The organism is Deltaproteobacteria bacterium (assembly GCA_029210625.1).
In the GTDB taxonomy this organism is placed as follows: domain Bacteria; phylum Myxococcota; class Myxococcia; order SLRQ01; family SLRQ01; genus JARGFU01.
In genome coordinates, this window is sequence record JARGFU010000020.1 from 57,129 (window position 1) to 79,672 (window position 22,544).

The following is a 22,544-nucleotide window of genomic DNA, read 5'->3' on the forward strand; positions in this document are numbered from 1 at the left end:
CCTACTCCTCGTGTGCTAGCCGACCGCCCTTAGGCGCCGGTCTTGCCAACCTTGCGCCGGATGTGCTCCTCGGCGTACTTGATTCCCTTGCCCTTGTAGGGCTCCGGCGGACGCAGCGCGCGCACCTGCGCGGCCGCCATTCCCACCGCCTGCTTGTCGATACCCTCGAGCACGATCTGGGTCGGCGCGGGGGTCTGGGCGGAGACACCCTCCGGGAGGGGGTAGACCACCGGGTGGCTGTAGCCGAGGGCGAGATGGAGCTCCCGGCCCTTGGCCTCGGCACGATAGCCGACGCCGTTGATCTCGAGCTTGCGGACGAAGCCCTCGGTCACGCCGTGGACGGCGTTCGCGATGAGGGAGCGCACCATCCCGTGAACCGCGCGGGAGGTCCGGCTGTCGCTCGGGCGCTCGACGATGATCTGCTTGCCGTCGATGCGAACGCTGGCGCGCTGATCGAGGGCGAACTCCATCTTACCCTTGGGACCCTGGACCGTGATGGTCCCCTCTCCGAGCTGGGCGCTGGCCGCGCCGGGGAGGTCGATGGGCAGCTTTCCAATACGAGACATGACTTGCTCCTGAACCGTCTGACTGCCGGTCCTAGTAGACCGAGCAGAGGACCTCACCACCGACGCCGAGCTCGCGGGCCTTGCGGCCGACCATCACGCCCCTGGAGGTGGAGAGAATGGAAATACCCATGCCGGCGAGGACGCGAGGGATCTCGTCCTTGCCGACGTACTGACGGCGGCCCGGGCGGCTGACGCGCTGGGCCTTCTCGATCGCGGGGAGCCCGCGGCCGTCGTACTTGATCGTCACGGTGATGGAGCCCTGGGGCCCCTCGCTGTGCTCGGTCACGTCCTCGACGTAGCCCTCATCCTTCAGGATGTTGGCGATCGCCAGCTTCAGCTTGGACTTCGGCACCACGCAGGTGTCGTGATGCGCCAGCTGGGCGTTCCGGATGCGGGTGAGCAGATCTGCGACTGGATCGGTCATTGTTCCTTCTTTCGGTGATGGTTTCGCGAGCCACCAGCGGCCCGGACCTTTCACCCTCGAGTGTTGCTACCAGCTGGCCTTGACGACGCCGGGCACTTCGCCGTGCAGGGCACGGTTCCGGAAGCAGATACGGCAGAGCTCGAACTTCCGGATGAAGGCGCGCGAGCGGCCGCACACCATGCAGCGATTGTACGCCCGGACCTTGAACTTCGGCGCGCGGCGGGACTGGGCCATCTTGGACTTCTTAGCCATCGAACTGATCTCCTAGTTGCGGAAGGGAATTCCGAGCGCGCGAAGCAGCGCTCGCCCCTCCTCGTCGTTCCGCGCGGTGGTCACGACGGTGACGTTGAGGCCACTGATCTTCTGGACCTTGTCGTAGTCGACCTCGGGGAAGATGATCTGCTCCCGCACACCGAGGGAGTAGTTGCCGTTCCCGTCGAAGGCCTTGGAGGGGACACCCCGGAAGTCGCGCACCCGCGGCAGGGCCACGGAGATCAGGCGATCGAGGAACTCCCACATCCGGTCCGCCCGCAGCGTGACGGTGCAGCCGATCTGCTGTCCCTCGCGCAGCTTGAAGTTCGCGATGGACTTCCGAGCGCGGGTGCGCACCGGCTTCTGCCCGGTGATCGCCGCCAGCTCCTGCTCGGCCGAGTCGAGGAGCTTCGGGTTGGCCAGAGCCTCGCCCATGCCCATGTTCACGACGACCTTCTGAACCCGGGGAACCTCCATCGGGTTGGTCCAGCCGAACTCGGTCATCAGGTTGGAAACGACTTCCTCGCGGTACTTCTTCTGCAGCCGAGGCATCTGCTTCTTTTCGGTCGCCATGATCAATCCACCTGCTCTTTGCACTTCTTGCAGATCCGGACCTTCTTGCCGTCCTTGTTCTCACCGCGGCCGAGGCGGGTAGCCTCGTTGCACTTGGGGCAGACGACGGACAGGTTCGAGATCGCGATCGGACCCCAGGACTCGATGATTCCGCCTTCGGGGGCGGAGGCCGAGCGGCCCTTCTTCATGTGACGCTTCACGAGGCGGACGCCCTCGACCCGCGCCCGGCCCTTGTCCCGAAGGATCTCCAGGACCTTGCCGGTCTTGTTCTTGTCCGACCCGCTGAGCACCTTCACGGTGTCGCCGGTCTTGATGTGAACGGACAGCATCACAGCACCTCCGGAGCCAGCGAGATGATCCGCATGAAGCGCTTGGCGCGCAGCTCGCGGGCCACCGGCCCAAAAATACGAGTACCCAGGGGCTCACTGTCCTTGTTGATGAGCACCGCCGAGTTGTCGTCGAACTTGATGTAGGAACCGTCGGCGCGCCCGATCTCCTTGGCCGTACGCACGATGACGGCTCGCGCCACATCGCCCTTCTTGACCTTCGAGTTCGGCGCGGCCTCACGGACGGAGACGACGATGATGTCGCCCACCGACGCGTACTTGCGCTTGCTGCCGCCGAGAACCTTGATGCACACGAGCTTCTTGGCACCCGAGTTATCAGCGACATCCAAAATGGTTTCTGCCTGGATCATCGTCCACTCCTGCTCTTCAAACTGGACGCTGGTGCGTCAGACCTGCTGAGCCTTCTCGAGAGTCTCCACCACGCGCCAACGCTTCGTCTTCGAGAGCGGGCGGGACTCCACGATCCGGACCTTGTCGCCGACCTGGCAGCTGTTCTCGGGATCATGCGCATGGAAACGGTTCCGCCGCTGGAGGTACTTCCCGTAGATCGGGTGCTTCACCCGGCGGGTCACCTCGACGGTCACCGTCTTGTCCATGGCGTTGCTGACCACGACGCCCAGGCGAGACTTCTTCTGTCCACGCTTCTTCATGACTCACTTCCCTTTTCACGACGCACGGTCTTCACCCGGGCGATGTCGCGCCGGAGCGACCGGAGCTCGGCCGTCGAGTCCAGCACGGCGGTGCTGTGACGGACCTTGAGATCGAAGAGCTTGCGGCGCAGCTCGGACTCGCGCGTGGCGAGCTCTTCGACGCTGAGATCTCTGAGTTCGACGGTCTTCATCTAGAACACCTCATCCTTCCGCTTCACGATCTTGCAGCGCAGGGGCAGCTTGTGCTTCGCGAGGAGGAGCGCCTCGACGACGAGCTCCTCGGAGGGGTGCTCGACCTCGTACAGGATCTTCCCGGGCTTCACGACGGCCACATAGCCTTCGACGGCACCCTTGCCCTTACCCATCCGGACCTCGGCGGGCTTCTTGGTGATCGGCTTGTCGGGGAAGAGCCGGATCCAGACCTTGCCGCCCCGCTTGATGTGACGGGTGACGGCGACACGGGCCGCCTCGATCTGGCGGGCGGTGATCCAACCCGGCTCGAGGGCCTGCAGACCGTAGTCACCGAAGGACAGATCGGAGCCCCGGTAGGCCTTGCCCCGCATCTTGCCCTTCTGGATTCGACGCCACTTGGTTCTTGCTGGCTGAAGCATTGTTCTCTCCTGCTACTGACGCGAGGCCGAACGGCCTAGGCGCGCGCGCGGGGCTGCGGCGCGGGCGCGATCGCACCCTTGGGCAGCACCTCGCCCTTGAAGATCCAGACCTTCACCCCGATGCGACCCTGCTTGGTCTTCGCCTCGGTGAAGCCATACTCGATGTCCGCCCGCAGGGTGTGCAGGGGCACCCGCCCCTCGCGGTACCACTCGTAGCGGCCCATGTCGGAGCCACCCAGGCGACCCGAGCACGCGATCCGGACGCCCTTGGCGCCGAACTTGGTGCAGGTGCCGAGGGCCTTCTTCATGGCCCGGCGGAACGCGATGCGCCGCTCGAGCTGCGTCGCGATGTTCTCGGCCACCAGCTGCGCATCGACCTCGGCCTTACGGACCTCGATGATGTTCAGGTAGACCTCGCTCTCGGTCAGGCCCTGCAGCTCCTTCTTGACCTGCTCGACGCCCGCGCCCCGCTTGCCGATGACGATGCCCGGCCGAGCGGTGTGCACGTTGACCTTCACCTTGTTGGCGGCCCGCTCGATGTCGACCCGGGAGATACCCGCGTGACCGAGAGACTTCCGCACGTGATCCCGGATCTTCAGATCCTCGTGGAGCCACTTGGCGTAGTTCTTCTCCTCGTACCAGCGAGACGACCAGGTGCGGATCACGCCGAGGCGGAACCCCATCGGATGTACTTTCTGACCCATTCGAAAATCCTCTTTTGGGCTAGCGAGCCTGGTCGTCGACGACGACGGTCACGTGGCTGCTGCGCTTCGAAATCCAGTAAGCCCGGCCCATGGCCCGAGGCATGATCTTCCAGGCGATGGGACCACCGTCGACGGCGATCTTGCTGATCACCAGGCGATCCACGTCGACGTTCGGGTCGGCCTGAGTCGCGTTGGCCACGGCGCTCTGGATGAGCTTCGCGACCGGCTTGGCGGCCCGCTTCTGGCTGAACTGAAGCTCGGAGAGCGCGGCGCCGACCGGCTTGCCCCGGACCATGTCGGCCAGGAGACGCACCTTCCGGGGGGCCATGCGCAGGTTCCGCAGTTTCGCTGTGGCTTGCATCGGCGATTCTCCTACTTCTTCGCCTTTCGGTCGGCCGCGTGGCCACCGAAGGTACGGGTGGGGGCGAACTCGCCGAGCTTGTGGCCGACCATGTTCTCCGTGACGAACACGGGGATGAACTTGCGGCCGTTGTGGACCGCGAAGGTGTGACCCACGAACTCGGGCAAGACGGTCGAACGACGAGACCAGGTCTTCACGACCTTCTTCTCGTTCGACTTGTTGAGCGTCTCGACCTTCTTCACCAGATGGTCGTCGACGAAGGGGCCCTTCTTGATTGAACGCGCCATAATAATTCCTCCCGCGACCTACTTCTTGCCGCGGCGCTTGACGATGTACTTGCCGGTCCGCTTGTTCCGACGAGTCTTGTAACCCTTGGTCGGCATACCCCAGGGGGACACGGGATGGGGGTTGCCCTGCCCGGCCCGACCCTCACCACCACCGTGGGGGTGATCGACGGGGTTCATCACGCAACCGCGGACGTGGGGACGACGGCCGCTCCAGCGAGTCCGGCCGGCCTTACCGATCCGCACCAGGTTGTGGAGCGGATTGGAGAGCTGACCGATGCTGGCCCGGCAGGTGAGGAGCACCCGGCGAACCTCGTGAGAGGGCAGGCGCACCATGGCGTAGCTGCCCTCCTTGGCGAGGAGCTGGGCGACGCCGCCGGCGGTCCGGACGATCTGACCGCCCTTGCCCGGCTTGAGCTCGATGTTGTGGATCTGGGTGCCCAGGGGGATGTTCCGCAGGGGCAGGCAGTTCCCGGGCTTCACGTCCGCGCGATCGGCCGAGAGGACGGCCTGACCGACCTCGAGGCCCACCGGAGCGAGCATGTAGCGCTTCTCGCCGTCGGCGTAGACGACGAGGGCGATCCGGGTCGAGCGGTTCGGATCGTACTCGATCGTCGCGACCCGCCCGGGGACATCGAGCTTGTTCCGCTTGAAGTCGATGATCCGGTAGCGCTGCTTGTGGCCGCCACCGCGGTGACGGGTGGTGATCCGGCCCCGCTGGTTGCGGCCGGCCTTGCGCTTCTTGGCAACGGTGAGGCTCTTCTCCGGCTTGTCCCCCGAGAGGGTGGAGAAGTCCTGACTGGTCATCAGGCGACGCCCCGGCGTCCTCGGCTTGTACTTTTTCAGTGCCATGACTAGCTCCTTGAAACCCCTGGCCTAGGCCGGGGTGCCGCCCTCGATGAGATCGATCTCGTCGCCCTCACGCAGCGTGACGATGGCCTTCTTCCAGGTGGCCCGCTGACCGAAGTGGAAACCCATCCGCTTCGGCTTGCCGCGCACCACCAGAGTACGAACGCCGGTCACCTTCACATCGAAGAGCTTCTCGATGGCGTCCTTGATCTGGATCTTGTTGGCCCGGCGGTCGACCTCGAACGCGTAGGCGTTCTCGGTCTCGCGCTGGAGGTCGTGCTTCTCGGTGAGAAGCGGACGCTTCACGATCTGGTAGGTGTCGAGCCTCACTGGAGTGCCTCCTCGATCGCCTTCGCCGAAGCGGTGGTCAGGACCAGGGCCTCGTGCCGCAGGATGTCGCGGACGTTCATGCCCTCGGGGGGCAGGACCTGGAAGGAGGAGAGGTTCCGCACCGACTTCTGCAGGTTGTCGTTCTCTCGCCCCTCGACGATGAGCGCCTTGCGAAGGCCCAGGCCGCCGAGCATCTGCGCCGCGCTCTTGGTCTTGATCGCCTCGAGCTCGAGGTTGTCGATGATGAAGAGCATCCCCTCCTTGGCGCGGAGAGAGACCGCGGAGCGGAGGGCGCCCTTACGCACCTTCTTCGGCAGGGCATAGCCGTAGCCGTGAGGCTTCGGCCGCATGGCCCGGCCGCCACCGACCCACTGGGAGGCGCGGGTCGAACCCTGACGGGCGCGGCCGGTCCCCTTCTGGCGGTAGGGCTTGGCGCCGCCGCCGCTCACCTTGGAGCGGTTCTTCACGGAATGCGTCCCCTGCCGGGCCTTGGCGTGCTGCCACTTGATCACCTCGTAGAAGAGGTTCTCGTTCACCCGGGCGGCGAAGACGGCGTCATCCAGCTCGATGGTGGACACCTTCTTACCGGACTGGTCTTTCACGTCGAACGTTGCCATCGCTGTGTACCTCGCTCGCTACTTGATCTCGACGTCGACGCCCGCGGCCAGGTCCAGCTTCATCAACGCGTCGAGCGTCTGCTGGGTAGGCTCATGGATGTCGAGGAGCCGCTTGTGAGTCCGGATCTCGAACTGTTCACGACTCTTCTTGTCGATGTGAGGAGACCGAAGAACGGTCCAGCGGTTGATCTTGGTCGGCAGGGGGATGGGACCAGCCACCCTCGCTCCCGTCTTCTTGGCCGTCTCTGCGATCTCGCCGGCCGACTGGTCGAGCAGCTTGTGATCGTAGGCCTTGAGCCGAATTCGAATCTTCTGTGCCATCAGCTAAACCCCGACTTCAGGGATGATTGAGTGAAGCGAAACCTTCGCCCTACTCGAGGATCTCGGTCACCACACCGGCGCCGACCGTCCGACCGCCCTCGCGAATCGCGAAGCGGAGTTCCTTCTCCATCGCGATCGGCGTGATCAGCTGGACGTCCATCTGGACGTTGTCGCCCGGCATGACCATCTCGGTGCCCTCGGGGAGGGTCACCATGCCGGTCACGTCCGTGGTGCGGAAGTAGAACTGCGGACGATAGCCGTTGAAGAAGGGAGTGTGACGACCACCCTCCTCCTTCGCCAGCACGTAGACCTTGGCCTTGAACTTCGTGTGCGGGGTGATGGAGCCGGGCTTGGCCAGCACCTGGCCACGCTCGACCTCGTCCCGCTTCACGCCACGCAGCAGCGCGCCGATGTTGTCGCCCGCCTGGCCCTCGTCGAGGAGCTTGCGGAACATCTCGACGCCGGTGCAGGTCGTCTTGCTGGTCTCCTTGATGCCGACGATCTCGATCTCGTCGCCGACGTGGATCGCGCCACGCTCGATACGGCCGGTCACGACCGTGCCGCGGCCCGAGATGGAGAAGACGTCCTCGATGGGCATCAGGAAGGGCTTGTCGACGTCGCGCTCGGGGGTCGGCACGTAGGTGTCGACGGCCTCCATCAGCGCGTCGATCGAGCCGGAGGCGATCTCGCTGTCCTCGCCGTCGAGGGCCTTGAGGGCCGAGCCGCGCACGATCGGGATGTCGTCGCCCGGGAACTCGTAGTTGGAGAGCAGCTCGCGGACCTCGAGCTCGACGAGGTCGAGGAGCTCGGGATCGTCGACCATGTCGACCTTGTTCATGTAGACCACGATCCGAGGCACGCCGACCTGACGGGCCAGCAGGATGTGCTCACGGGTCTGGGGCATCGGGCCGTCGGCCGCGGACACGACCAGGATCGCGCCGTCCATCTGCGCGGCGCCGGTGATCATGTTCTTCACGTAGTCGGCGTGCCCCGGGCAGTCGACGTGCGCGTAGTGCCGCGACTCGGTCTGGTACTCGACGTGGGCGGTGGCGATGGTGATGCCGCGCGCCTTCTCCTCGGGAGCCTTGTCGATCTGATCGAAGGCGGTGAACTCGGCGCCGCCCTTGGTCGCCAGCACCTTGGTGATCGCGGCGGTCAGGGTGGTCTTGCCGTGATCCACGTGACCGATCGTTCCGATGTTCACGTGCGGCTTGTTGCGCTCGAACTTCTGCTTGGCCATCTCTCTCTCCTGAATGGGAACCGCGCGAAAGGGCGGACCTTTAGCCTGTCCCGCGGACTCGCGCAATGATCTCGTCACTCACGCTCTTGGGGACTTCTTCGTAGTGGTCGAACTGCATGGTGTAGGTGGCCCGCCCCTGGGTGGTGGACCGCAGGTCGGTGGCGTACCCGAACATGGCCGCCAGGGGCACCATGGCCCGGATCACCTGGACGGAACCCCGGGGATCCATGCCCTGGATCCGGCCCCGCCGGGAGTTGATGTCGCCGATGACGTCGCCCATGAACTCCTCGGGGGTGACGACCTCGGTGGCCATCACGGGCTCGAGGAGCACCGGGCGGGCCTTCTGGGTGCCGGCCTTGAAACCCATGGATCCCGCGACCTTGAAGGCCATCTCGGAGGAGTCCACGTCGTGGTAGCTGCCGTCGTAGAGCTCGACCTCGACGTCGACCATGGGGTAGCCCGCGAGGGGGCCGGCCTGCAGGGCCTCTTCGACGCCCTTCTTGACCGCCGGGATGTACTCCTTGGGGACCACGCCGCCGACGATGCCGTTGACGAACTCGAAGCCCTCGCCGGGCTGGCGGGGCCGGAGGCGGAGCCGGACGTGCCCGTACTGGCCCCGGCCGCCGGACTGGCGGACGAAGCGGCCCTCGGACTCGACCTCGCGGGTGATCGTCTCGCGGTAGGCCACCTGGGGCTTACCCACGTTGGCGCCGACCTTGAACTCGCGCTGGAGGCGGTCGACGATGATCTCGAGGTGGAGCTCGCCCATGCCGGCGATCAGGGTCTGGCCGGTCTCCTCGTCCGTGCGGACGCGGAAGGAGGGATCCTCGACGGCCAGCTTCTGCAGGGCGACGCCGAGCTTCTCCTGGTCGGCCTTGGTCTTCGGCTCGATCGCGATGTCGATGACCGGATCCGGGAACTCCATCTTCTCGAGGACGACCGGGTCGTTGGCCAGCGAGAGGGTGTCGCCAGTGGTGGTGCCCCGGAGGCCCACGGCGGCGACGATGTCGCCGGCGTAGCACTGATCGAGGTCTTCCCGCTTGTTGGCGTGCATGCGCAGGAGGCGCCCGAGGCGCTCCTTGCGGCCCTTCACGGAGTTGTACACGTGGCTGCCGGCCTCGAGCGTGCCCGAGTAGACCCGCAGGAAGGTCAGCTGACCGACGTAGGGGTCGGTCATGATCTTGAACGCCAGCGCCGCGAAGGGGGCGTCGTCGTCGGCGGGCCGCTCGACCTCCTCGCCCTTCTCGTTCAGGCCCCGGATGGCGGGGACCTCGACCGGCGAGGGGAGGTACTCCACGACGGCGTCGAGGAGGGGCTGCACGCCCTTGTTCTTGAAGGCGGTGCCGCAGAGGACCGGCACGATCTTGATGGCCACGGTGGCCTTGTGGAGCGCCTTCTTGATCTGCGCCGTGTCGAGCTCCTTGCCCTCGAGGTAGTCCTCGAGGAGGTGATCGTCGAACTCGGCGACCGACTCGAGGAGCCGCTCACGGCCCATGTCGGCCTCGTCCTGGAGGTCCGCCGGGATGTCCTCGACGTGGTACTTCGCCCCGAGGGACTCGTCGTCGAAGAGGACGGCCTTCATCTCCACGAGGTCGATGTGGCCCCGGTACTTGTCCTCGGACCCGATCGGCAGCTGGATCGGCACCGGGTGAGCGTCGAGGCGCTTCTCGATCTCGGAGACGACCCGATCGAACTCGGCGCCGATGCGGTCCATCTTGTTGACGAAGGCGATCCGCGGAACCTTGTACCGGTCGGCCTGGCGCCAGACGGTCTCGGACTGGGGCTCCACGCCGCCGACGGCGCAGAAGACGGCCACGGCACCATCGAGGATCTTCAGGGAGCGCTCCACCTCGATGGTGAAGTCGACGTGCCCCGGGGTGTCGATGATGTTGATCCGGTGGTCTTTCCAGAAGCAGGTGGTCGCAGCGGAGGTGATCGTGATGCCACGCTCCTGCTCCTGCTCCATCCAGTCCATGGTGGCCGTGCCCTCATGGACCTCACCGATCTTATGCGAGACGCCGGTGTAGTACAGGATACGCTCAGTCGTCGTCGTCTTCCCGGCATCGATGTGGGCCATGATGCCGATGTTGCGAACTCTCTGGAGTGGGTACAGGCGGGGCACGACGGATTTCCTCGGAAGAGACGGTGGGCTGCTCGCCTTCGACCCCGCACGCGGGGCCTCGGCTGCAGGCCGAGAGCGACATCCTGTTGTTAGAGAACGGCGTCTCCGGAAGGAGACGTTGGGCCAGCAGGGGCCCTTGATACGACTTCGACTCCTTGGTTACCAGCGATAATGCGAGAAGGCCTTGTTGGCCTCCGCCATGCGATGCGTGTCCTCACGCTTCTTCACGGCGGCACCGCGGTTGGCGGCGGCGTCGAGGAGCTCGGCCGCCAGGCGGTCAGCCATGGTCCGCTCACCGCGGGCCTTGGCGTAGCTGTTGATCCAGCGCATGGCCAGGGCCACGCGGCGATCGGGGCGAACCTCGACCGGGACCTGGTAGGTGGCGCCACCGACGCGGCGGGACTTCACCTCGACGACGGGCTTCACGTTGTCGAGCGCCTTCTTGAAGGTGCGCAGGGGCTCCTCGCCGCTCTTGCGCACCATGATGTCGAAGGCGTCGTAGCAGATGCGCTCCGCCACGGACTTCTTGCCGTCCAGCATGAGCGAACGGATGAACTTGGCCACCAGGCGATCGCCGAACTTGGGATCGGGATCGACCGGGCGCTTGGGAACTTCGCGACGACGAGGCATTGCTTACTCCGAACCTAGTTGGGCTTCTTCGCGCCGTACTTCGACCGGCCCTGGCGGCGATCCTGGACGCCGACCGCGTCGAGGGTGCCGCGAACGATGTGGTAGCGGACGCCGGGGAGATCCTTCACACGACCGCCACGGATGAGCACCACGGAGTGCTCCTGGAGGTTGTGGCCCTCACCCGGGATGTAGGAGGTGACCTCGATGCCGGTGGTCAGCCGAACACGAGCCACCTTCCGGAGGGCCGAGTTGGGCTTCTTGGGGGTGGTGGTGACCACGCGGGTGCACACGCCACGCTTCTGCGGGCACTTCTGGAGCGCCGGAGCCTTCTCCTTGGCCTTCAGGCGGCTGCGGCCCTTGCGAATGAGCTGTTCGATCGTAGGCATCGTTTCAGTCCACATCCCGTCCGAGGGCGAACCTCGGACAGCAAAAAAGAGGAAATCGTTCTGGCTTGTGGGCCGGACGATTTCGGGTACCGATCCAAAAAGGAGCGGCTATTTAGCTGATCCAACTTCAGAGTGTCAAGCGAAACTACCGGGGCCGCCCTCGAGAAAAAAGGCGACCCCGGAAGAACACCTGAAAAACAGTTCAGGCCTTCCCTAGGGAGTGGCCTCCTCACGCACCAGGTCGGCGCTGGCCTCCTCGGCCGCGGCGAGGATGTCCTCGGCCGCCTCGACCTCGTCGATCGGGGTCTCGACCTCGATATCGACGTTCTTGTAGATGGGCAGGCCCGTCCCGGCGGGGACCAGGCGGCCCATGATCACGTTCTCCTTCAGGCCGCGCAGGTAGTCGACCCGGCCGGAGATCGAGGCCTCGGTGAGGACCTTGGTGGTCTCCTGGAAGGCCGCCGCGGCGATGAAGGACTCCGTCGAGAGCGAGGCCTTGGTGATCCCCAGGAGGAGGGGCTCACCGACGGCAGGCTGGCCGCTCTCGTCGAGGACACGCTGGTTCTCCTGGTCGAAGCGCCACTTCTCGACGTGCTCGTCCAGGAGGAAGTTCGTGTCGCCCACCTCGGTGACGCGGACCCGGCGGAGCATCTGCCGGACGATCACCTCGATGTGCTTGTCGTTGATCTTCACGCCCTGCAGCCGGTAGACCTCCTGGGTCTCGTCCACGAGGTAGCGGACCAGCTCCTTCTCACCGAGCACCGCGAGGATGTCGTGCGGGTTGGCGGCGCCGTCCATGAGCGGCTCGCCGGCCCGGACCCGATCGCCCGGCTGGATGGAGATGTGCTTGCTCTTCTGGATGAGGTACTCGCGGGTCTCGGCCTTGGGATCGTCGGGCACGACCAGCACGCGGCGCTTGCCCTTCTTGTCCTCGCCGAACTGCACGGTGCCCTCGATCTCCGAGATCACCGCGGCCTCCTTGGGCTTGCGGGCCTCGAAGAGCTCGGCGACCCGGGGCAGACCACCGGTGATGTCCTTGGTCTTGGTGGTCTCACGCGGGATTCGCGCGATGACGTCGCCGGGGGAGACGGTGCCCCCGTTCTGCACCGAGAGGTTGGAGTGGATGGGCAGGAAGCAGGTCTGCACCTGCCCGCCATCACCCTCGACCATGACCATCGGCCGGACGTCGGGATCCTTGGTCTCGATGATCACGCGGCGGTTGATGCCGGTGACCTCGTCGACCTCGTCCTTCATGGTCACGCCCTCGACGATGTCCTTGAAGGCGACCTTGCCGCCGACCTCGGTGAGGATCGGAACGGCGAAGGGATCCCATTCGGCCAGCAGGGTGCCGGCCTCGATGACCTCGCCGTCCTTCACGGAGAGCTTCGCGCCGTAGACCACCACGTAGCGCTCGCGCTCGCGGCCGTCGGCGTCCGCCACGACCAGCTCGCCGTTCCGGTTGACGACGACGAGCGCGCCGTCGGAGCGGGTCACGGCCGTGAGGCCCGAGAAGCGCACGGTGCCGGCGCCCCGGCTCTCGAGGGTCGACTGCTCGGCCCGCCGGCTGGCGGCGCCGCCGATGTGGAAGGTCCGCATGGTGAGCTGGGTGCCCGGCTCGCCGATGGACTGCGCCGCGATGACGCCGATGGCCTCGCCGAGGCTGACCTTCCGGCCACGGGCGAGGTCACGCCCGTAGCACTCGACGCAGACGCCCCGGCCCGCCTGGCAGGTGAGCACGCTGCGGATGCCGACGTGCTCGATGCCGGCGTCCATGATGATCTGCGCCTTCTCCTCGTCGATCTCCTCGTTGGCCTCGACCAGCACGTCGTCCGTGTAGGGGTCGCGGATGTCCTCGAGGGCGGTCCGGCCGAGGATGCGCTCGGCCAGGGGCTCGACGACCTCGCCCGCCTCGATCAGCGCGGTCATGGTGATGCCGTCGAGGGTGCCGCAGTCGGTCTCGGAGATGATCGCGTCCTGGGCCACGTCCACCAGGCGGCGGGTCAGGTAGCCGGAGTTCGCGGTCTTCAGCGCGGTGTCCGCCAGGCCCTTTCGAGCGCCGTGGGTGGAGATGAAGTACTGCAGGACCGAGAGGCCCTCCCGGAAGTTGGAGGTGATGGGCGTCTCGATGATCTCGCCGGAGGGCTTGGCCATCAGGCCACGCATGCCGGCCAGCTGGCGGATCTGCTGGGCGCTGCCTCGCGCACCGGAGTCGGCCATGATGAAGATCGGGTTGAAGGACTGCTGGTGGACGGTCTTCCCGTTCACCGTGACGTCCTCCTCCTTGATGCCGATCATCATCGACTCGGCGATCTCGTCCGTGGCCTGCGCCCAGGTGTCGATCACCTTGTTGTAGCGCTCGCCGTCGGTGATCAGGCCGTCCTGGTACTGGTCGGTGATGTCCTCGACCTCGGCCTGGGCCGCGGCCAGGCGCTCGGCCTTGGCGTCGGGGACGACCATGTCCTTGATGCCGATCGAGATGCCGGCCCGGGTCGCGTAGGTGTAGCCCAGGGTCCGCAGCCGGTCGGCCAGGAGGACGGTCGCCTTCTCACCGCAGAGTCGGTAGGTGACGTCGATGAGGGTCCCGAGGGCCTTCTTGTCCATCACCTTGTTCACGTACTCGGAGAAGTCGACCTCCAGCGGCACGATCTCGGAGAGGATCACGCGGCCGACCGAGGTCTCGAAGCGCTTGCCCCGGATCCGGCAGGTGACCTTGGCCTGGAGCTCGACCTCGCCGTGGTCGTAGGCGGCCCGCAGCTCGGCGGGAGAGGCGAAGGTCTTGCCCTCACCCTTGGCGAAGGCGCGGGTCCGGGTCATCCAGTAGCAGCCCAGGACGATGTCCTGGGTGGGGACGATGATCGGCTTGCCGCTCGCCGGGCTAAGGATGTTGTTGGTCGACATCATGAGGACCCGAGCCTCGAGCTGGGCCTCGATCGAGAGCGGCACGTGGACCGCCATCTGGTCGCCGTCGAAGTCGGCGTTGTAGGCGGTGCAGACCAGCGGGTGCAGCCGGATCGCCTTGCCCTCGATGAGCACGGGCTCGAAGGCCTGCATGCCGAGGCGGTGCAGGGTCGGGGCGCGGTTGAGCAGGACCGGGTGCTCCCGGATCACCTCGTCCAGGATGTCCCAGACCTCCTTGCGCTCCTTCTCGACGAGCTTCTTGGCGCTCTTGATCGTGGTGACGTAACCCTGCTCCTCGAGCTTGTTGTAGATGAAGGGCTTGAAGAGCTCGAGGGCCATCACCTTCGGCAGGCCGCACTGGTGCAGCTTCAGCTCGGGGCCGACCACGATGACCGAACGGCCGGAGTAGTCGACGCGCTTGCCGAGGAGGTTCTGGCGGAAGCGGCCGTGCTTGCCCTTGAGCATGTCCGAGAGGGACTTGAGCGGGCGGCGGTTGGGACCGGTGATGGTCTTGCCGCGGCGGCCGTTGTCGAAGAGGGCGTCGACCGCCTCCTGCAGCATCCGCTTCTCGTTGCGGATGATGATGTCAGGGGCGTTCAGCTCCTTGAGCCGCTTGAGCCGGTTGTTCCGGTTGATCACGCGACGGTAGAGATCGTTGAGATCCGAGGTCGCGAAGCGGCCACCGTCGAGGGGCACCAGGGGGCGCAGATCGGGCGGGATGATCGGGACGACGTCGAGCATCATCCACTCGGGCCGGTTCCCCGACTCGATGAAGGAGGTCACGACCTTCAGCCGCTTGCCGAGCTTCTTGCGCTTGGCCTCGGAGCCGGTCTCCTTGAGCTCGATCCGGAGCTCGTCGGCCAGGGCCGGGATGTCGATGTCGCGCAGGAGCTCCCGCACGGCTTCGCCGCCCATGCCGGCGTCGAAGGAGTCGTAGCCGTACTCCTCGATGGCCCGGTAGTACTGCTCCTCGTTGAGCAGCTCGCCCTTCTTCAGGGGCGTGCTGCGCGGGTCGAGGACGATGTAGGACTCACAGTAGAGGACCCGCTCGAGGTCCTTAAGGGTGATGTCCAGCATGTTCCCGATCCGGGAGGGCAGCGACTTGAGGAACCAGATGTGGGCCACGGGGGTGGCGAGGCTGATGTGCCCCATCCGCTCCCGGCGAACCTTGGACTGGATGACCTCGACGCCGCACTTCTCGCAGACCACGCCGCGGTGCTTCATGCGCTTGTACTTGCCGCAGTTGCACTCGTAGTCCTTCACGGGGCCGAAGATCTTCGCGCAGAAGAGACCCTCTCGCTCGGGCTTGAAGGTCCGGTAGTTGATGGTCTCCGGCTTCTTCACCTCACCGTGCGACCACTGCCGGATCTTCTCCGGCGAGGCGAGGGTGATGCGGATGGCGGAGAACGCCAGCGGGTCCTTCGGCTTCTCGAAAAAGTTGAAGATGTCCTTCACTGCGAGCCTCGGTTCTTCTTTTTAGAAAGAGAGGAAAGTCGTCGGGACGCCACTAGGCGCTCTGGCGCGCTTCGAGTGCGGTCTGGGTGGGCAGCTGAGACTCCTCGAGGAGCTCGAAGTCGAGCGCCAGAGCCTGCAGCTCCTTCACCAGCACGTTGAAGCCTTCGGGGAGACCACACTCGAGGGTGTTGTCGCCCTTCACGATGCCCTCGTACATCCGGGTCCGGCCGACGACGTCGTCGGACTTCACCGTGAGGAACTCCTGGAGGCTGTACGCGGCACCGTAGGCCTCCATCGCCCAGACCTCCATCTCACCCAGACGCTGACCGCCGAACTGGGCCTTGCCGCCCAGCGGCTGCTGGGTGACCAGGGAGTAGGGACCGATGGAGCGGGCGTGGATCTTCTCGTCCACCAGGTGGTGGAGCTTGAGCATGTACATCACGCCCACGGTGACGTCGCTGGAGAAGGCCTCGCCGGTGCGGCCGTCGAAGAGCACCGACTTGCCGTTGGCGGCCTGACCGGCCTCCTCGAGCAGCGCGGTGATCTCGTCCTCGTTGGCGCCGTCGAAGACCGAGGTCGCCGTGTGGACGCCCTTCGAGAGCTTGACGGCCAGGCGCTTGAGGTCGGTGTCCGACAGGTCGTCGATCAGGTCCTGCATCGACTTGGTGTCGTAGATGCGCTTGAGCTTCTTCTTCATCGCCGCGGCGTCGAAGGAGGCCTCGAGCATGTCCTCGATCTGCCGGCCGAGCTGCTTGGCCGCCCACCCCAGGTGGGTCTCGAGGATCTGACCGATGTTCATCCGGGAGGGCACGCCCAGGGGGTTGAGAACGATGTCCACCGGGGTGCCGTCCTCGAGGTAGGGCAGGTCCTCGATGGGGAGGATCCGCGAGATGACGCCCTTGTTGCCGTGACGGCCGGCCATCTTGTCGCCGACGGCGATGCGCCGCTTGATGGCGACGAAGACCTTCACCATCTTGATGACGCCCGGAGGCAGCTCGTCACCCTTCTTCAGGCGGGAGATCTTCTCGCCGAAGAGGAGCTTGATGTTCTCGCGCTGCTCCGTGTAGCTGCTCACGACGGCGCGGACCCGCTGCTCGACCTTCTCGTCGGAGACGCTGATCTCCGGCCAGTACTTCTCCGGAATCTCGGTGAGCGCGTTCTCGTCGATCTCGTCGCCCTTCTTGACGATCGTCTTGCCCTGATCGTCGACCAGGCGAGCCGCGACGGTGGCACCCTTGAGGAGCTTCTTGAGCTTCCCGAGGGCGTTCTCGCGCAGGATGCGGATCTCCGCGGTCTGGTCCTTGAGGAGCTTGGCCTCCTCGGCGGACTCGATGGCGCGGGCCCGCTCGTCCTTCTCGACGCCCTTGCGGGAGAAGACCTTGGCGCCGATGACGGTGCCGGAGACGCCGGGGGGAACCCGCAGGGAGCTGTCCCGCACGTCGCCGGCCTTCTCGCCGAAGATGGCTCGCAGCAGCTTCTCCTCGGGAGAGAGCTGGGTCTCGCCCTTGGGGGTGATCTTCCCGACGAGGATCTCGCCGCTCTTCACCTCGGCGCCGATCCGCACGATGCCGGCCTCGTCGAGGTCCTTGAGGGCCTCCTCACCGACGTTCGGGATGTCGCGGGTGATCTCCTCCTTGCCGAGCTTGGTGTCCCGGGCGACGCACTCGAGCTCCTCGATGTGCACGGAGGTGTAGACGTCCTCCTTCACCAGGCGCTCGGAGAGGAGGATCGAGTCCTCGAAGTTGTAGCCGTGCCAGGGCATGAAGGCGACGACCACGTTCTGACCCAGGGCCAGCTCACCGCTCTCGGTGGCGGGGCCGTCCGCGACCACCTCACCGGCCTCCACCCGCTCGCCCTTCCGGACGATGGGCTTCTGGTTGATGCAGGTGTTCTGGTTCGACCGCTGGTACTTGATCAGGTTGTAGATATCGACCTCGGCGGCGACGTCCGTGGAGGACGGCGGCACGTCGGCCTTGATCACGACCCGGCCGGCGTCGACCGAGACCACGGTGCCCGCCCGCTTGGCGACCACGGTGACGCCCGAGTCCTGGGCGACCTTCTTCTCCACGCCGGTGCCCACGAGCGGGGCGGCGGTGCGGATCAGGGGCACGGCCTGACGCTGCATGTTCGAGCCCATCAGGGCGCGGTTCGCGTCGTCGTTCTCGAGGAAGGGCACCAGGGAGGCCGCCACCGACACCAGCTGGTTCGGGGAGACGTCCATGAGGGTGATCTCCTCGGGGCGCAGCTGGGTGAAGTCGTCACCCTTCCGCGCGGAGACCAGCGTCGCCTCGAAGCGGCCCTTGCTGTCGAGCTTGGCGTTCGCCTGGGCGATGACCTGCTTCTCCTCCTCGAGGGCGGAGAGGTAGACCACCTCCTCGGTGGCGCGGCCGTCCTCGACCTTGCGGTAGGGGGTCTCGACGAAGCCGTAGTCGTTCACCCGCGCGTAGGACGAGAGCGAGGCGATGAGGCCGATGTTCGGACCTTCCGGCGTCTCGATCGGGCAGATCCGGCCGTAGTGGGTCGGGTGCACGTCTCGCACCTCGAAGCCGGCGCGCTCGCGGGTCAGACCACCGGGCCCCAGGGCCGAGAGCCGCCGCTTGTGGGTGACCTCGGAGAGGGGGTTGGTCTGGTCCATGAACTGCGAGAGCTGCGAGGAGCCGAAGAACTCCTTGATCACCGCCGTCACGGGCTTGGCGTTGATCAGGTCGTGCGGCATGAGGGTCTCGATCTCCTGGAGCGACATCCGCTCCTTGATCGCCCGCTCCATGCGCACCAGCCCGATGCGGTACTGGTTCTCGAGGAGCTCGCCCACGGCCCGGACGCGCCGGTTGCCGAGGTGATCGATGTCGTCGATCTGCCCCTCGCCGTTCTTCAGCCCAACGAGGTACTTGATGACCTCGAGGATGTCCCGCTTGGACAGGATGGTGAAGGTCAGGGGCTCCTCGGAGCCGAACTTGTAGTTCAGCTTCAGGCGGCCGACCTTCGAGAGGTCGTAGCGGTCCGGGTTGAAGAAGAGGTTGATGAAGAGGTTGGTCGCCGTCTCGACGGTGGGCGGATCACCGGGGCGCAGGCGCCGGTAGATCTCCATGATCGCGTCCTCGGTCGTCTCGATCTTGTCGAGGACCAGGGTGTCGCGAAGGAAGGGACCCACGTTGAGGTTGTCGATGTAGAGCACCTCGATGCCGCGGATGCCCTTCTCCCAGAGGACCTCGACGCGCTCCTCGGTGACCTGGTCGTTGCACTCGAGGAGGATCTCACCGGTCTCCTCGTCGACGATGTCCGCGGCCGCGACCTTGGTCCACAGCTCCTCGGCCTCGACGGGCAGGCGGTTGATGTTGGCCGCCTCCAGCTTCCGGATGGCGCCGGTGGAGTACTTGCGGTTCTTGCGGACGAGGATCTCGCCGGTCTTCGGGTGCGTGATGTCCCGGGTGGCGCGCTGCCCCTTGATGAGATCGGGGTGCAGGTCCTTCTCGAAGCGGGACTTGCCGACGAGGTGGATGGTCTCGGAGTTGTAGAAGTAGTTGAGGATCTCCTGGGTCGTGCCCTCCCACTCCATCGGGTTCTTGGAGGTGTCGGGGACACCGCCGAGGGCCCGCAGGAGGGTGGTCACCGGCAGCTTGCGCCGGCGATCGATGCGCACGTGGAGGATGTCCTTGTGGTCGAACTCGAAGTCGAGCCACGAGCCCCGGTAGGGGATCACCCGGGCGCTGTGGAGCAGCTTGCCCGAGGCGTGGGTCCGGCCCTTGTCGTGATCGAAGAAGGCGCCGGGAGAGCGGTGGAGCTGGGAGACGACGACCCGCTCCGTGCCGTTGATGATGAAGGTCCCGTGCTCGGTCATGAGCGGGATCTCACCGAAGTAGACCTCCTGCTCCTTGACGTCGCGGATGGACTGGGCCCCGGTCTCCTCGTCCTTGTCCCAGACGACCAGCCGGACGATGACGCGCATCGGCGCAGCGAAGGTCATACCCCGCTGCAGGCACTCGTCGACGTCGTACTTCGGCTTGTCGAGGTGGTAGGAGACGAACTCCAGGGAGCTGGTCTCGTTGAAGTCCCGGATGGGGAAGACGCTCTTGAAGACGCCCTGCAGCCCAACGTCTTCCCGCTGATCGGCGGGAACCTCCGCCTGGAGGAACTTCTCGTAGGACCGACGCTGGATGTCGATCAGGTTGGGAAGCTGGATGACGCCGGGGATCTTGGAGAATCCCTTGCGCGTCCGGTAGTTGCTCTGAATCGTCGTCGCCATGACCGGGGCCTCTTCCGTAATGAGGGAGGGGGGCGGCTACTACAAAAGACGGACGGGACGGCTGGCCCACCCCGGAGGGTGGACCGGCCGCCCGAATCCGCAAATCGGTGCTACTTGATCTCGACAGCGGCGCCGGCCGCCTCGATCTTCTTCTTGACGTCCTCGGCCTCCTCCTTGCTCACGCCCTCCTTGATGGGGGCGGGAGCGGACTCGACGAGGTCCTTGGCCTCCTTGAGGCCCAGTCCGGTCAGCGCGCGCACCTCCTTGATCACGTTGATCTTCTTGGCGCCCGCGTCCTTCAGGATGACGTCGAACTCGGTCTGCTCCTCGGCGGCCTCGGCGGGGCCAGCGGCGGCGGCCGCGATGGCCACGGGAGCCGCGGCGGAGACGCCCCACTTCTCCTCGAGAAGCTTCACCAGCTCGGCGGCCTCCATGACCGTGAGCTCAGACAGGTTGTCCGCGATAGCGTTGAGATCTGCCACTTCGATACTCCTTCTTGAATTTTGCCGTGCTCATCGACTCTGCGAGGGCGCGGCGTATGACTTGCTTGAAAAGGTTGGTCGAAGGGGGCCTGTTCAGGCCTCCTCCTTCTCGGTCTTTGCCTTGATCACCTGAGCGATCTGCTGCCCAGGCGTGTTGAGCAGACGAACCAGCGTCGTCGCCGGCGTGTTGAACAGCGCGAGAAGCTGACTGCGCAGCTCGGGGAGCCCTGGCATCTTCGCCAGCGCCTCGACCTGTGCGGCATCGATCCTCTTGCCCTGCACCACACCGCCACGGACGTCGATCTTGTCCTTGTTGGCCTTTTCCTTGAGGAACTCGTGGACGATCTTGGCCGGGGCAACGACGTCGTCGTAGCCGAACACCATGGCGGTCGGACCGACGAAGTGATCTACGATCTCCTCGGCGGGCGTGCCCTTGGCGGCCAGACGGGCGAGCGTGTTCTTGACCACCCGGTACTCGACGCCGCTGTCACGGAACTGCTTGCGCAGCGCAGTGATGGTGTCGACGTCGATGCGGGTGAATCCAACGGCCAGCATAGCCTCTGCAGAAGCGAACTTCTGGTTCAGCTCGGCGACCATCTGCTCTTTGACGTGTCTCTCCATTCGCTTTCACCTCCTTTCCCCTGTGGGCTCGGATCCTCCCTTTCGCTCGTGAATCACGGCATCGGATCCGGCGTGGGCCCTTTCAGGGGAAACGGTGTTGCCCGCATCTCGATGTGGGCAGCCTCGCATCTTCCTTCCAGGCCCCCCTGGCCGAGAGGCCCGAGGGGGGCGTGTGCGACGGCCACCTCGAAGCCCTCGTCTGGACCGGCGGTGAGATGGGGTCTCACCTTTCACGCCCCCTCCCACGAGCAGGGCGACCGCGTCGTCTTCGACCAGGACTATTGAACTGTGCGGATTACGACTCGAAACAGCGCCTGGGATCAGGCGTTGACCTTGTACTCCTGTAGATCCAGCGGCACGCCCGGCCCCATGGTGGAGCTCAGGGAGGCCTTCTGGAGGTAGTTGCCCTTGGCGGCCGGCGGCTTGTGCTTGATCACGGTCTCCATGAGGGTCTGGATGTTCTCCTCGAGGGCCTTTTCCGCGAAGGAGAGCTTGCCGACCGGGGCGTGCACGATGCCGGCCTTCTCGACCCGGAACTCGATCTTGCCCGCCTTGGCCTCCTTGACCGCCTTCTCGACGTCCATGGTCACGGTGCCGACCTTCGGGTTGGGCATCAGACCGCGGGGACCGAGGACCCGGCCGAGCTTGCCGACCACGGCCATCATGTCCGGGGTGGCGATGGCCTTGTCGAACTCGAGCCAGCCGCCCTGGACCTTCTCGGCCAGATCGTCGGCGCCCACGACGTCGGCGCCGGCCTCCTCGGCCTCCTTGGCCTTCTCGCCCTTGGCGAAGACGGCCACGCGCACCGACTTGCCGGTGCCGTTGGGGAGGACGACCGCGCCCCGGACCATCTGGTCGGCGTGGCGGGGATCGACGCCGAGGTTCACCGAGAGCTCGACGGTCTCGTCGAACTTGGTGTGGTGGGCGTCCTTGAGGATCTTGATGGCGTCGGCCAGGGAGTAACGCAGGTTCCGATCGACCTTGGAAACTGCGGCCTTGTGCTTCTTACCGGGCATGATTGGTTCTCCTTCGAGCGGTGCGTACGAGTCGGCTTTCGTCCGGCTCTCCCGCCAGGGAAATGAACAGTGGCGTCCCCGAGAGCGGGGGCGCCGGGGACTAGTCGGTGACCTCGATACCCATCGACCGCGCCGTACCGGAGATCGTCCGGACGGCCGCGTCGAGATCGGCGGCGGTGAGGTCGGGCTCCTTCATCTTCGCGATCTCCTCGACCTGGGCGCGGGTGACCGTGGCCACGCGCTCCCGCAGGGGATCGTGAGCGCCCTTCTCGATCTTGGCGGCCTTGAGGAGCAGCCGCGAGGCGGGCGGGGTCTTGGTGATGAAGCTGAAGCTGCGATCCGCGTAGACCGTGATCACGACGGGGATGATGTGCCCCTCGGCGGCCTGCTTCTGGGTCTTGGCGTTGAACTGCTTGCAGAACTCCATGATGTTCACGCCGTGCTGACCGAGCGCGGGCCCGACCGGGGGAGAGGGGTTGGCCTTGCCCGCCGGGCACTGCAGCTTGATCTGACCGATGATCTTCTTCATGGCTCTTTGACTCCTTCGGGGTTCGAGCGGCCG

At 65.7% G+C, this 22,544-nt stretch carries 26 protein-coding genes; all 26 read right to left on the bottom strand.

Annotation, left to right across the window (positions count from 1 at the left end; translation table 11 throughout):
• Positions 1-29: 29 nt before the first annotated feature.
• Complete coding sequence (rplF, locus tag P1V51_18280; protein MDF1564997.1) at positions 30-566, bottom strand: 50S ribosomal protein L6; 537 nt, start codon at positions 564-566, stop codon at positions 30-32.
• 31 nt (positions 567-597) lie between these two features.
• The gene (gene rpsH, locus P1V51_18285) at positions 598-990 is read right to left on the bottom strand and encodes a 30S ribosomal protein S8 (GenBank protein ID MDF1564998.1); all 393 of its coding nucleotides are present in this window, start codon (positions 988-990) and stop codon (positions 598-600) included.
• 66 nt (positions 991-1,056) lie between these two features.
• A complete protein-coding gene (locus P1V51_18290) occupies positions 1,057-1,242 on the bottom strand; it encodes a type Z 30S ribosomal protein S14 (GenBank protein MDF1564999.1) in 186 nt (61 codons plus the stop codon).
• Between the two features lie 12 nt (positions 1,243-1,254).
• The gene (gene rplE, locus P1V51_18295) at positions 1,255-1,794 is read right to left on the bottom strand and encodes a 50S ribosomal protein L5 (GenBank protein ID MDF1565000.1); all 540 of its coding nucleotides are present in this window, start codon (positions 1,792-1,794) and stop codon (positions 1,255-1,257) included.
• Between the two features lie 23 nt (positions 1,795-1,817).
• Complete coding sequence (gene rplX / locus P1V51_18300) at positions 1,818-2,144, bottom strand: 50S ribosomal protein L24 (protein ID MDF1565001.1); 327 nt, start codon at positions 2,142-2,144, stop codon at positions 1,818-1,820.
• Positions 2,144-2,512: a 50S ribosomal protein L14 gene (gene rplN / locus P1V51_18305; protein MDF1565002.1), complete on the bottom strand. Its 369-nt coding sequence runs from the start codon at positions 2,510-2,512 to the stop codon at positions 2,144-2,146. Before rplN ends, rplX begins: the two co-directional genes overlap by 1 nt.
• Before the next feature lie 36 nt (positions 2,513-2,548).
• The gene (gene rpsQ / locus P1V51_18310) at positions 2,549-2,812 is read right to left on the bottom strand and encodes a 30S ribosomal protein S17 (GenBank protein ID MDF1565003.1); all 264 of its coding nucleotides are present in this window, start codon (positions 2,810-2,812) and stop codon (positions 2,549-2,551) included.
• Complete coding sequence (gene rpmC / locus P1V51_18315) at positions 2,809-3,003, bottom strand: 50S ribosomal protein L29 (GenBank protein ID MDF1565004.1); 195 nt, start codon at positions 3,001-3,003, stop codon at positions 2,809-2,811. The genes rpsQ and rpmC overlap by 4 nt, the downstream gene beginning before the upstream one ends.
• Positions 3,004-3,423 (bottom strand): 50S ribosomal protein L16, encoded by a 420-nt coding sequence (gene rplP, locus P1V51_18320; protein ID MDF1565005.1) that lies wholly within the window; start codon positions 3,421-3,423, stop codon positions 3,004-3,006.
• Between the two features lie 35 nt (positions 3,424-3,458).
• Positions 3,459-4,127 (bottom strand): 30S ribosomal protein S3, encoded by a 669-nt coding sequence (gene rpsC, locus P1V51_18325; protein ID MDF1565006.1) that lies wholly within the window; start codon positions 4,125-4,127, stop codon positions 3,459-3,461.
• 19 nt (positions 4,128-4,146) lie between these two features.
• Positions 4,147-4,488, bottom strand: a complete 342-nt coding sequence (rplV, locus tag P1V51_18330) for a 50S ribosomal protein L22 (GenBank protein MDF1565007.1) — start codon at positions 4,486-4,488, stop codon at positions 4,147-4,149.
• An 11-nt stretch (positions 4,489-4,499) separates the two neighbouring features.
• Positions 4,500-4,775 carry a 30S ribosomal protein S19 gene (gene rpsS / locus P1V51_18335; protein ID MDF1565008.1) on the bottom strand — a complete coding sequence of 92 codons (276 nt, stop codon included), beginning with the start codon at positions 4,773-4,775 and terminating at the stop codon, positions 4,500-4,502.
• A gap of 18 nt (positions 4,776-4,793) precedes the next feature.
• Complete coding sequence (gene rplB, locus P1V51_18340) at positions 4,794-5,624, bottom strand: 50S ribosomal protein L2 (GenBank protein MDF1565009.1); 831 nt, start codon at positions 5,622-5,624, stop codon at positions 4,794-4,796.
• 24 nt (positions 5,625-5,648) lie between these two features.
• The gene (locus P1V51_18345; protein ID MDF1565010.1) at positions 5,649-5,951 is read right to left on the bottom strand and encodes a 50S ribosomal protein L23; all 303 of its coding nucleotides are present in this window, start codon (positions 5,949-5,951) and stop codon (positions 5,649-5,651) included.
• Entirely contained in the window at positions 5,948-6,568 is a 621-nt protein-coding gene (gene rplD, locus P1V51_18350) for a 50S ribosomal protein L4 (GenBank protein ID MDF1565011.1), read from the bottom strand. The genes P1V51_18345 and rplD overlap by 4 nt, the downstream gene beginning before the upstream one ends.
• Before the next feature lie 18 nt (positions 6,569-6,586).
• Positions 6,587-6,892 (bottom strand): 30S ribosomal protein S10, encoded by a 306-nt coding sequence (rpsJ, locus tag P1V51_18355; GenBank protein MDF1565012.1) that lies wholly within the window; start codon positions 6,890-6,892, stop codon positions 6,587-6,589.
• A gap of 46 nt (positions 6,893-6,938) precedes the next feature.
• Positions 6,939-8,129, bottom strand: a complete 1,191-nt coding sequence (gene tuf / locus P1V51_18360) for an elongation factor Tu (protein MDF1565013.1) — start codon at positions 8,127-8,129, stop codon at positions 6,939-6,941.
• A 40-nt stretch (positions 8,130-8,169) separates the two neighbouring features.
• The gene (gene fusA / locus P1V51_18365) at positions 8,170-10,251 is read right to left on the bottom strand and encodes an elongation factor G (GenBank protein ID MDF1565014.1); all 2,082 of its coding nucleotides are present in this window, start codon (positions 10,249-10,251) and stop codon (positions 8,170-8,172) included.
• 159 nt (positions 10,252-10,410) lie between these two features.
• The gene (gene rpsG, locus P1V51_18370) at positions 10,411-10,881 is read right to left on the bottom strand and encodes a 30S ribosomal protein S7 (protein ID MDF1565015.1); all 471 of its coding nucleotides are present in this window, start codon (positions 10,879-10,881) and stop codon (positions 10,411-10,413) included.
• Positions 10,882-10,895: 14 nt separating this feature from the next.
• Positions 10,896-11,267 (bottom strand): 30S ribosomal protein S12, encoded by a 372-nt coding sequence (rpsL, locus tag P1V51_18375; GenBank protein MDF1565016.1) that lies wholly within the window; start codon positions 11,265-11,267, stop codon positions 10,896-10,898.
• 213 nt (positions 11,268-11,480) lie between these two features.
• On the bottom strand, positions 11,481-15,620 hold the full coding sequence (gene rpoC, locus P1V51_18380) for a DNA-directed RNA polymerase subunit beta' (GenBank protein MDF1565017.1): 4,140 nt from the start codon (positions 15,618-15,620) through the stop codon (positions 11,481-11,483).
• Positions 15,621-15,672: 52 nt separating this feature from the next.
• Positions 15,673-19,863 carry a DNA-directed RNA polymerase subunit beta gene (gene rpoB / locus P1V51_18385; GenBank protein MDF1565018.1) on the bottom strand — a complete coding sequence of 1,397 codons (4,191 nt, stop codon included), beginning with the start codon at positions 19,861-19,863 and terminating at the stop codon, positions 15,673-15,675.
• 110 nt (positions 19,864-19,973) lie between these two features.
• Entirely contained in the window at positions 19,974-20,345 is a 372-nt protein-coding gene (gene rplL, locus P1V51_18390) for a 50S ribosomal protein L7/L12 (protein MDF1565019.1), read from the bottom strand.
• A 93-nt stretch (positions 20,346-20,438) separates the two neighbouring features.
• Complete coding sequence (gene rplJ / locus P1V51_18395; GenBank protein ID MDF1565020.1) at positions 20,439-20,966, bottom strand: 50S ribosomal protein L10; 528 nt, start codon at positions 20,964-20,966, stop codon at positions 20,439-20,441.
• Between the two features lie 320 nt (positions 20,967-21,286).
• Positions 21,287-21,982: a 50S ribosomal protein L1 gene (rplA, locus tag P1V51_18400; GenBank protein MDF1565021.1), complete on the bottom strand. Its 696-nt coding sequence runs from the start codon at positions 21,980-21,982 to the stop codon at positions 21,287-21,289.
• 100 nt (positions 21,983-22,082) lie between these two features.
• Positions 22,083-22,511: a 50S ribosomal protein L11 gene (gene rplK, locus P1V51_18405; protein MDF1565022.1), complete on the bottom strand. Its 429-nt coding sequence runs from the start codon at positions 22,509-22,511 to the stop codon at positions 22,083-22,085.
• Between the last annotated feature and the right edge of the window lie 33 nt (positions 22,512-22,544).

What these genes read in the sequence shown, in the direction of transcription:
- rplF (MDF1564997.1), bottom strand. Translation starts at nt 566, where the DNA reads ATGTCTCGTATTGGAAAGCTGCCCATCGACCTCCCCGGCGCGGCCAGC.
- rpsH (MDF1564998.1), bottom strand. Translation starts at nt 990, where the DNA reads ATGACCGATCCAGTCGCAGATCTGCTCACCCGCATCCGGAACGCCCAG.
- P1V51_18290 (MDF1564999.1), bottom strand. Translation starts at nt 1,242, where the DNA reads ATGGCTAAGAAGTCCAAGATGGCCCAGTCCCGCCGCGCGCCGAAGTTC.
- rplE (MDF1565000.1), bottom strand. Translation starts at nt 1,794, where the DNA reads ATGCCTCGGCTGCAGAAGAAGTACCGCGAGGAAGTCGTTTCCAACCTG.
- rplX (MDF1565001.1), bottom strand. Translation starts at nt 2,144, where the DNA reads ATGCTGTCCGTTCACATCAAGACCGGCGACACCGTGAAGGTGCTCAGC.
- rplN (MDF1565002.1), bottom strand. Translation starts at nt 2,512, where the DNA reads ATGATCCAGGCAGAAACCATTTTGGATGTCGCTGATAACTCGGGTGCC.
- rpsQ (MDF1565003.1), bottom strand. Translation starts at nt 2,812, where the DNA reads ATGAAGAAGCGTGGACAGAAGAAGTCTCGCCTGGGCGTCGTGGTCAGC.
- rpmC (MDF1565004.1), bottom strand. Translation starts at nt 3,003, where the DNA reads ATGAAGACCGTCGAACTCAGAGATCTCAGCGTCGAAGAGCTCGCCACG.
- rplP (MDF1565005.1), bottom strand. Translation starts at nt 3,423, where the DNA reads ATGCTTCAGCCAGCAAGAACCAAGTGGCGTCGAATCCAGAAGGGCAAG.
- rpsC (MDF1565006.1), bottom strand. Translation starts at nt 4,127, where the DNA reads ATGGGTCAGAAAGTACATCCGATGGGGTTCCGCCTCGGCGTGATCCGC.
- rplV (MDF1565007.1), bottom strand. Translation starts at nt 4,488, where the DNA reads ATGCAAGCCACAGCGAAACTGCGGAACCTGCGCATGGCCCCCCGGAAG.
- rpsS (MDF1565008.1), bottom strand. Translation starts at nt 4,775, where the DNA reads ATGGCGCGTTCAATCAAGAAGGGCCCCTTCGTCGACGACCATCTGGTG.
- rplB (MDF1565009.1), bottom strand. Translation starts at nt 5,624, where the DNA reads ATGGCACTGAAAAAGTACAAGCCGAGGACGCCGGGGCGTCGCCTGATG.
- rplD (MDF1565011.1), bottom strand. Translation starts at nt 6,568, where the DNA reads ATGGCAACGTTCGACGTGAAAGACCAGTCCGGTAAGAAGGTGTCCACC.
- tuf (MDF1565013.1), bottom strand. Translation starts at nt 8,129, where the DNA reads ATGGCCAAGCAGAAGTTCGAGCGCAACAAGCCGCACGTGAACATCGGA.
- rpsG (MDF1565015.1), bottom strand. Translation starts at nt 10,881, where the DNA reads ATGCCTCGTCGTCGCGAAGTTCCCAAGCGCCCGGTCGATCCCGATCCC.
- rpsL (MDF1565016.1), bottom strand. Translation starts at nt 11,267, where the DNA reads ATGCCTACGATCGAACAGCTCATTCGCAAGGGCCGCAGCCGCCTGAAG.
- rpoB (MDF1565018.1), bottom strand. Translation starts at nt 19,863, where the DNA reads ATGGCGACGACGATTCAGAGCAACTACCGGACGCGCAAGGGATTCTCC.
- rplJ (MDF1565020.1), bottom strand. Translation starts at nt 20,966, where the DNA reads ATGGAGAGACACGTCAAAGAGCAGATGGTCGCCGAGCTGAACCAGAAG.
- rplA (MDF1565021.1), bottom strand. Translation starts at nt 21,982, where the DNA reads ATGCCCGGTAAGAAGCACAAGGCCGCAGTTTCCAAGGTCGATCGGAAC.
- rplK (MDF1565022.1), bottom strand. Translation starts at nt 22,511, where the DNA reads ATGAAGAAGATCATCGGTCAGATCAAGCTGCAGTGCCCGGCGGGCAAG.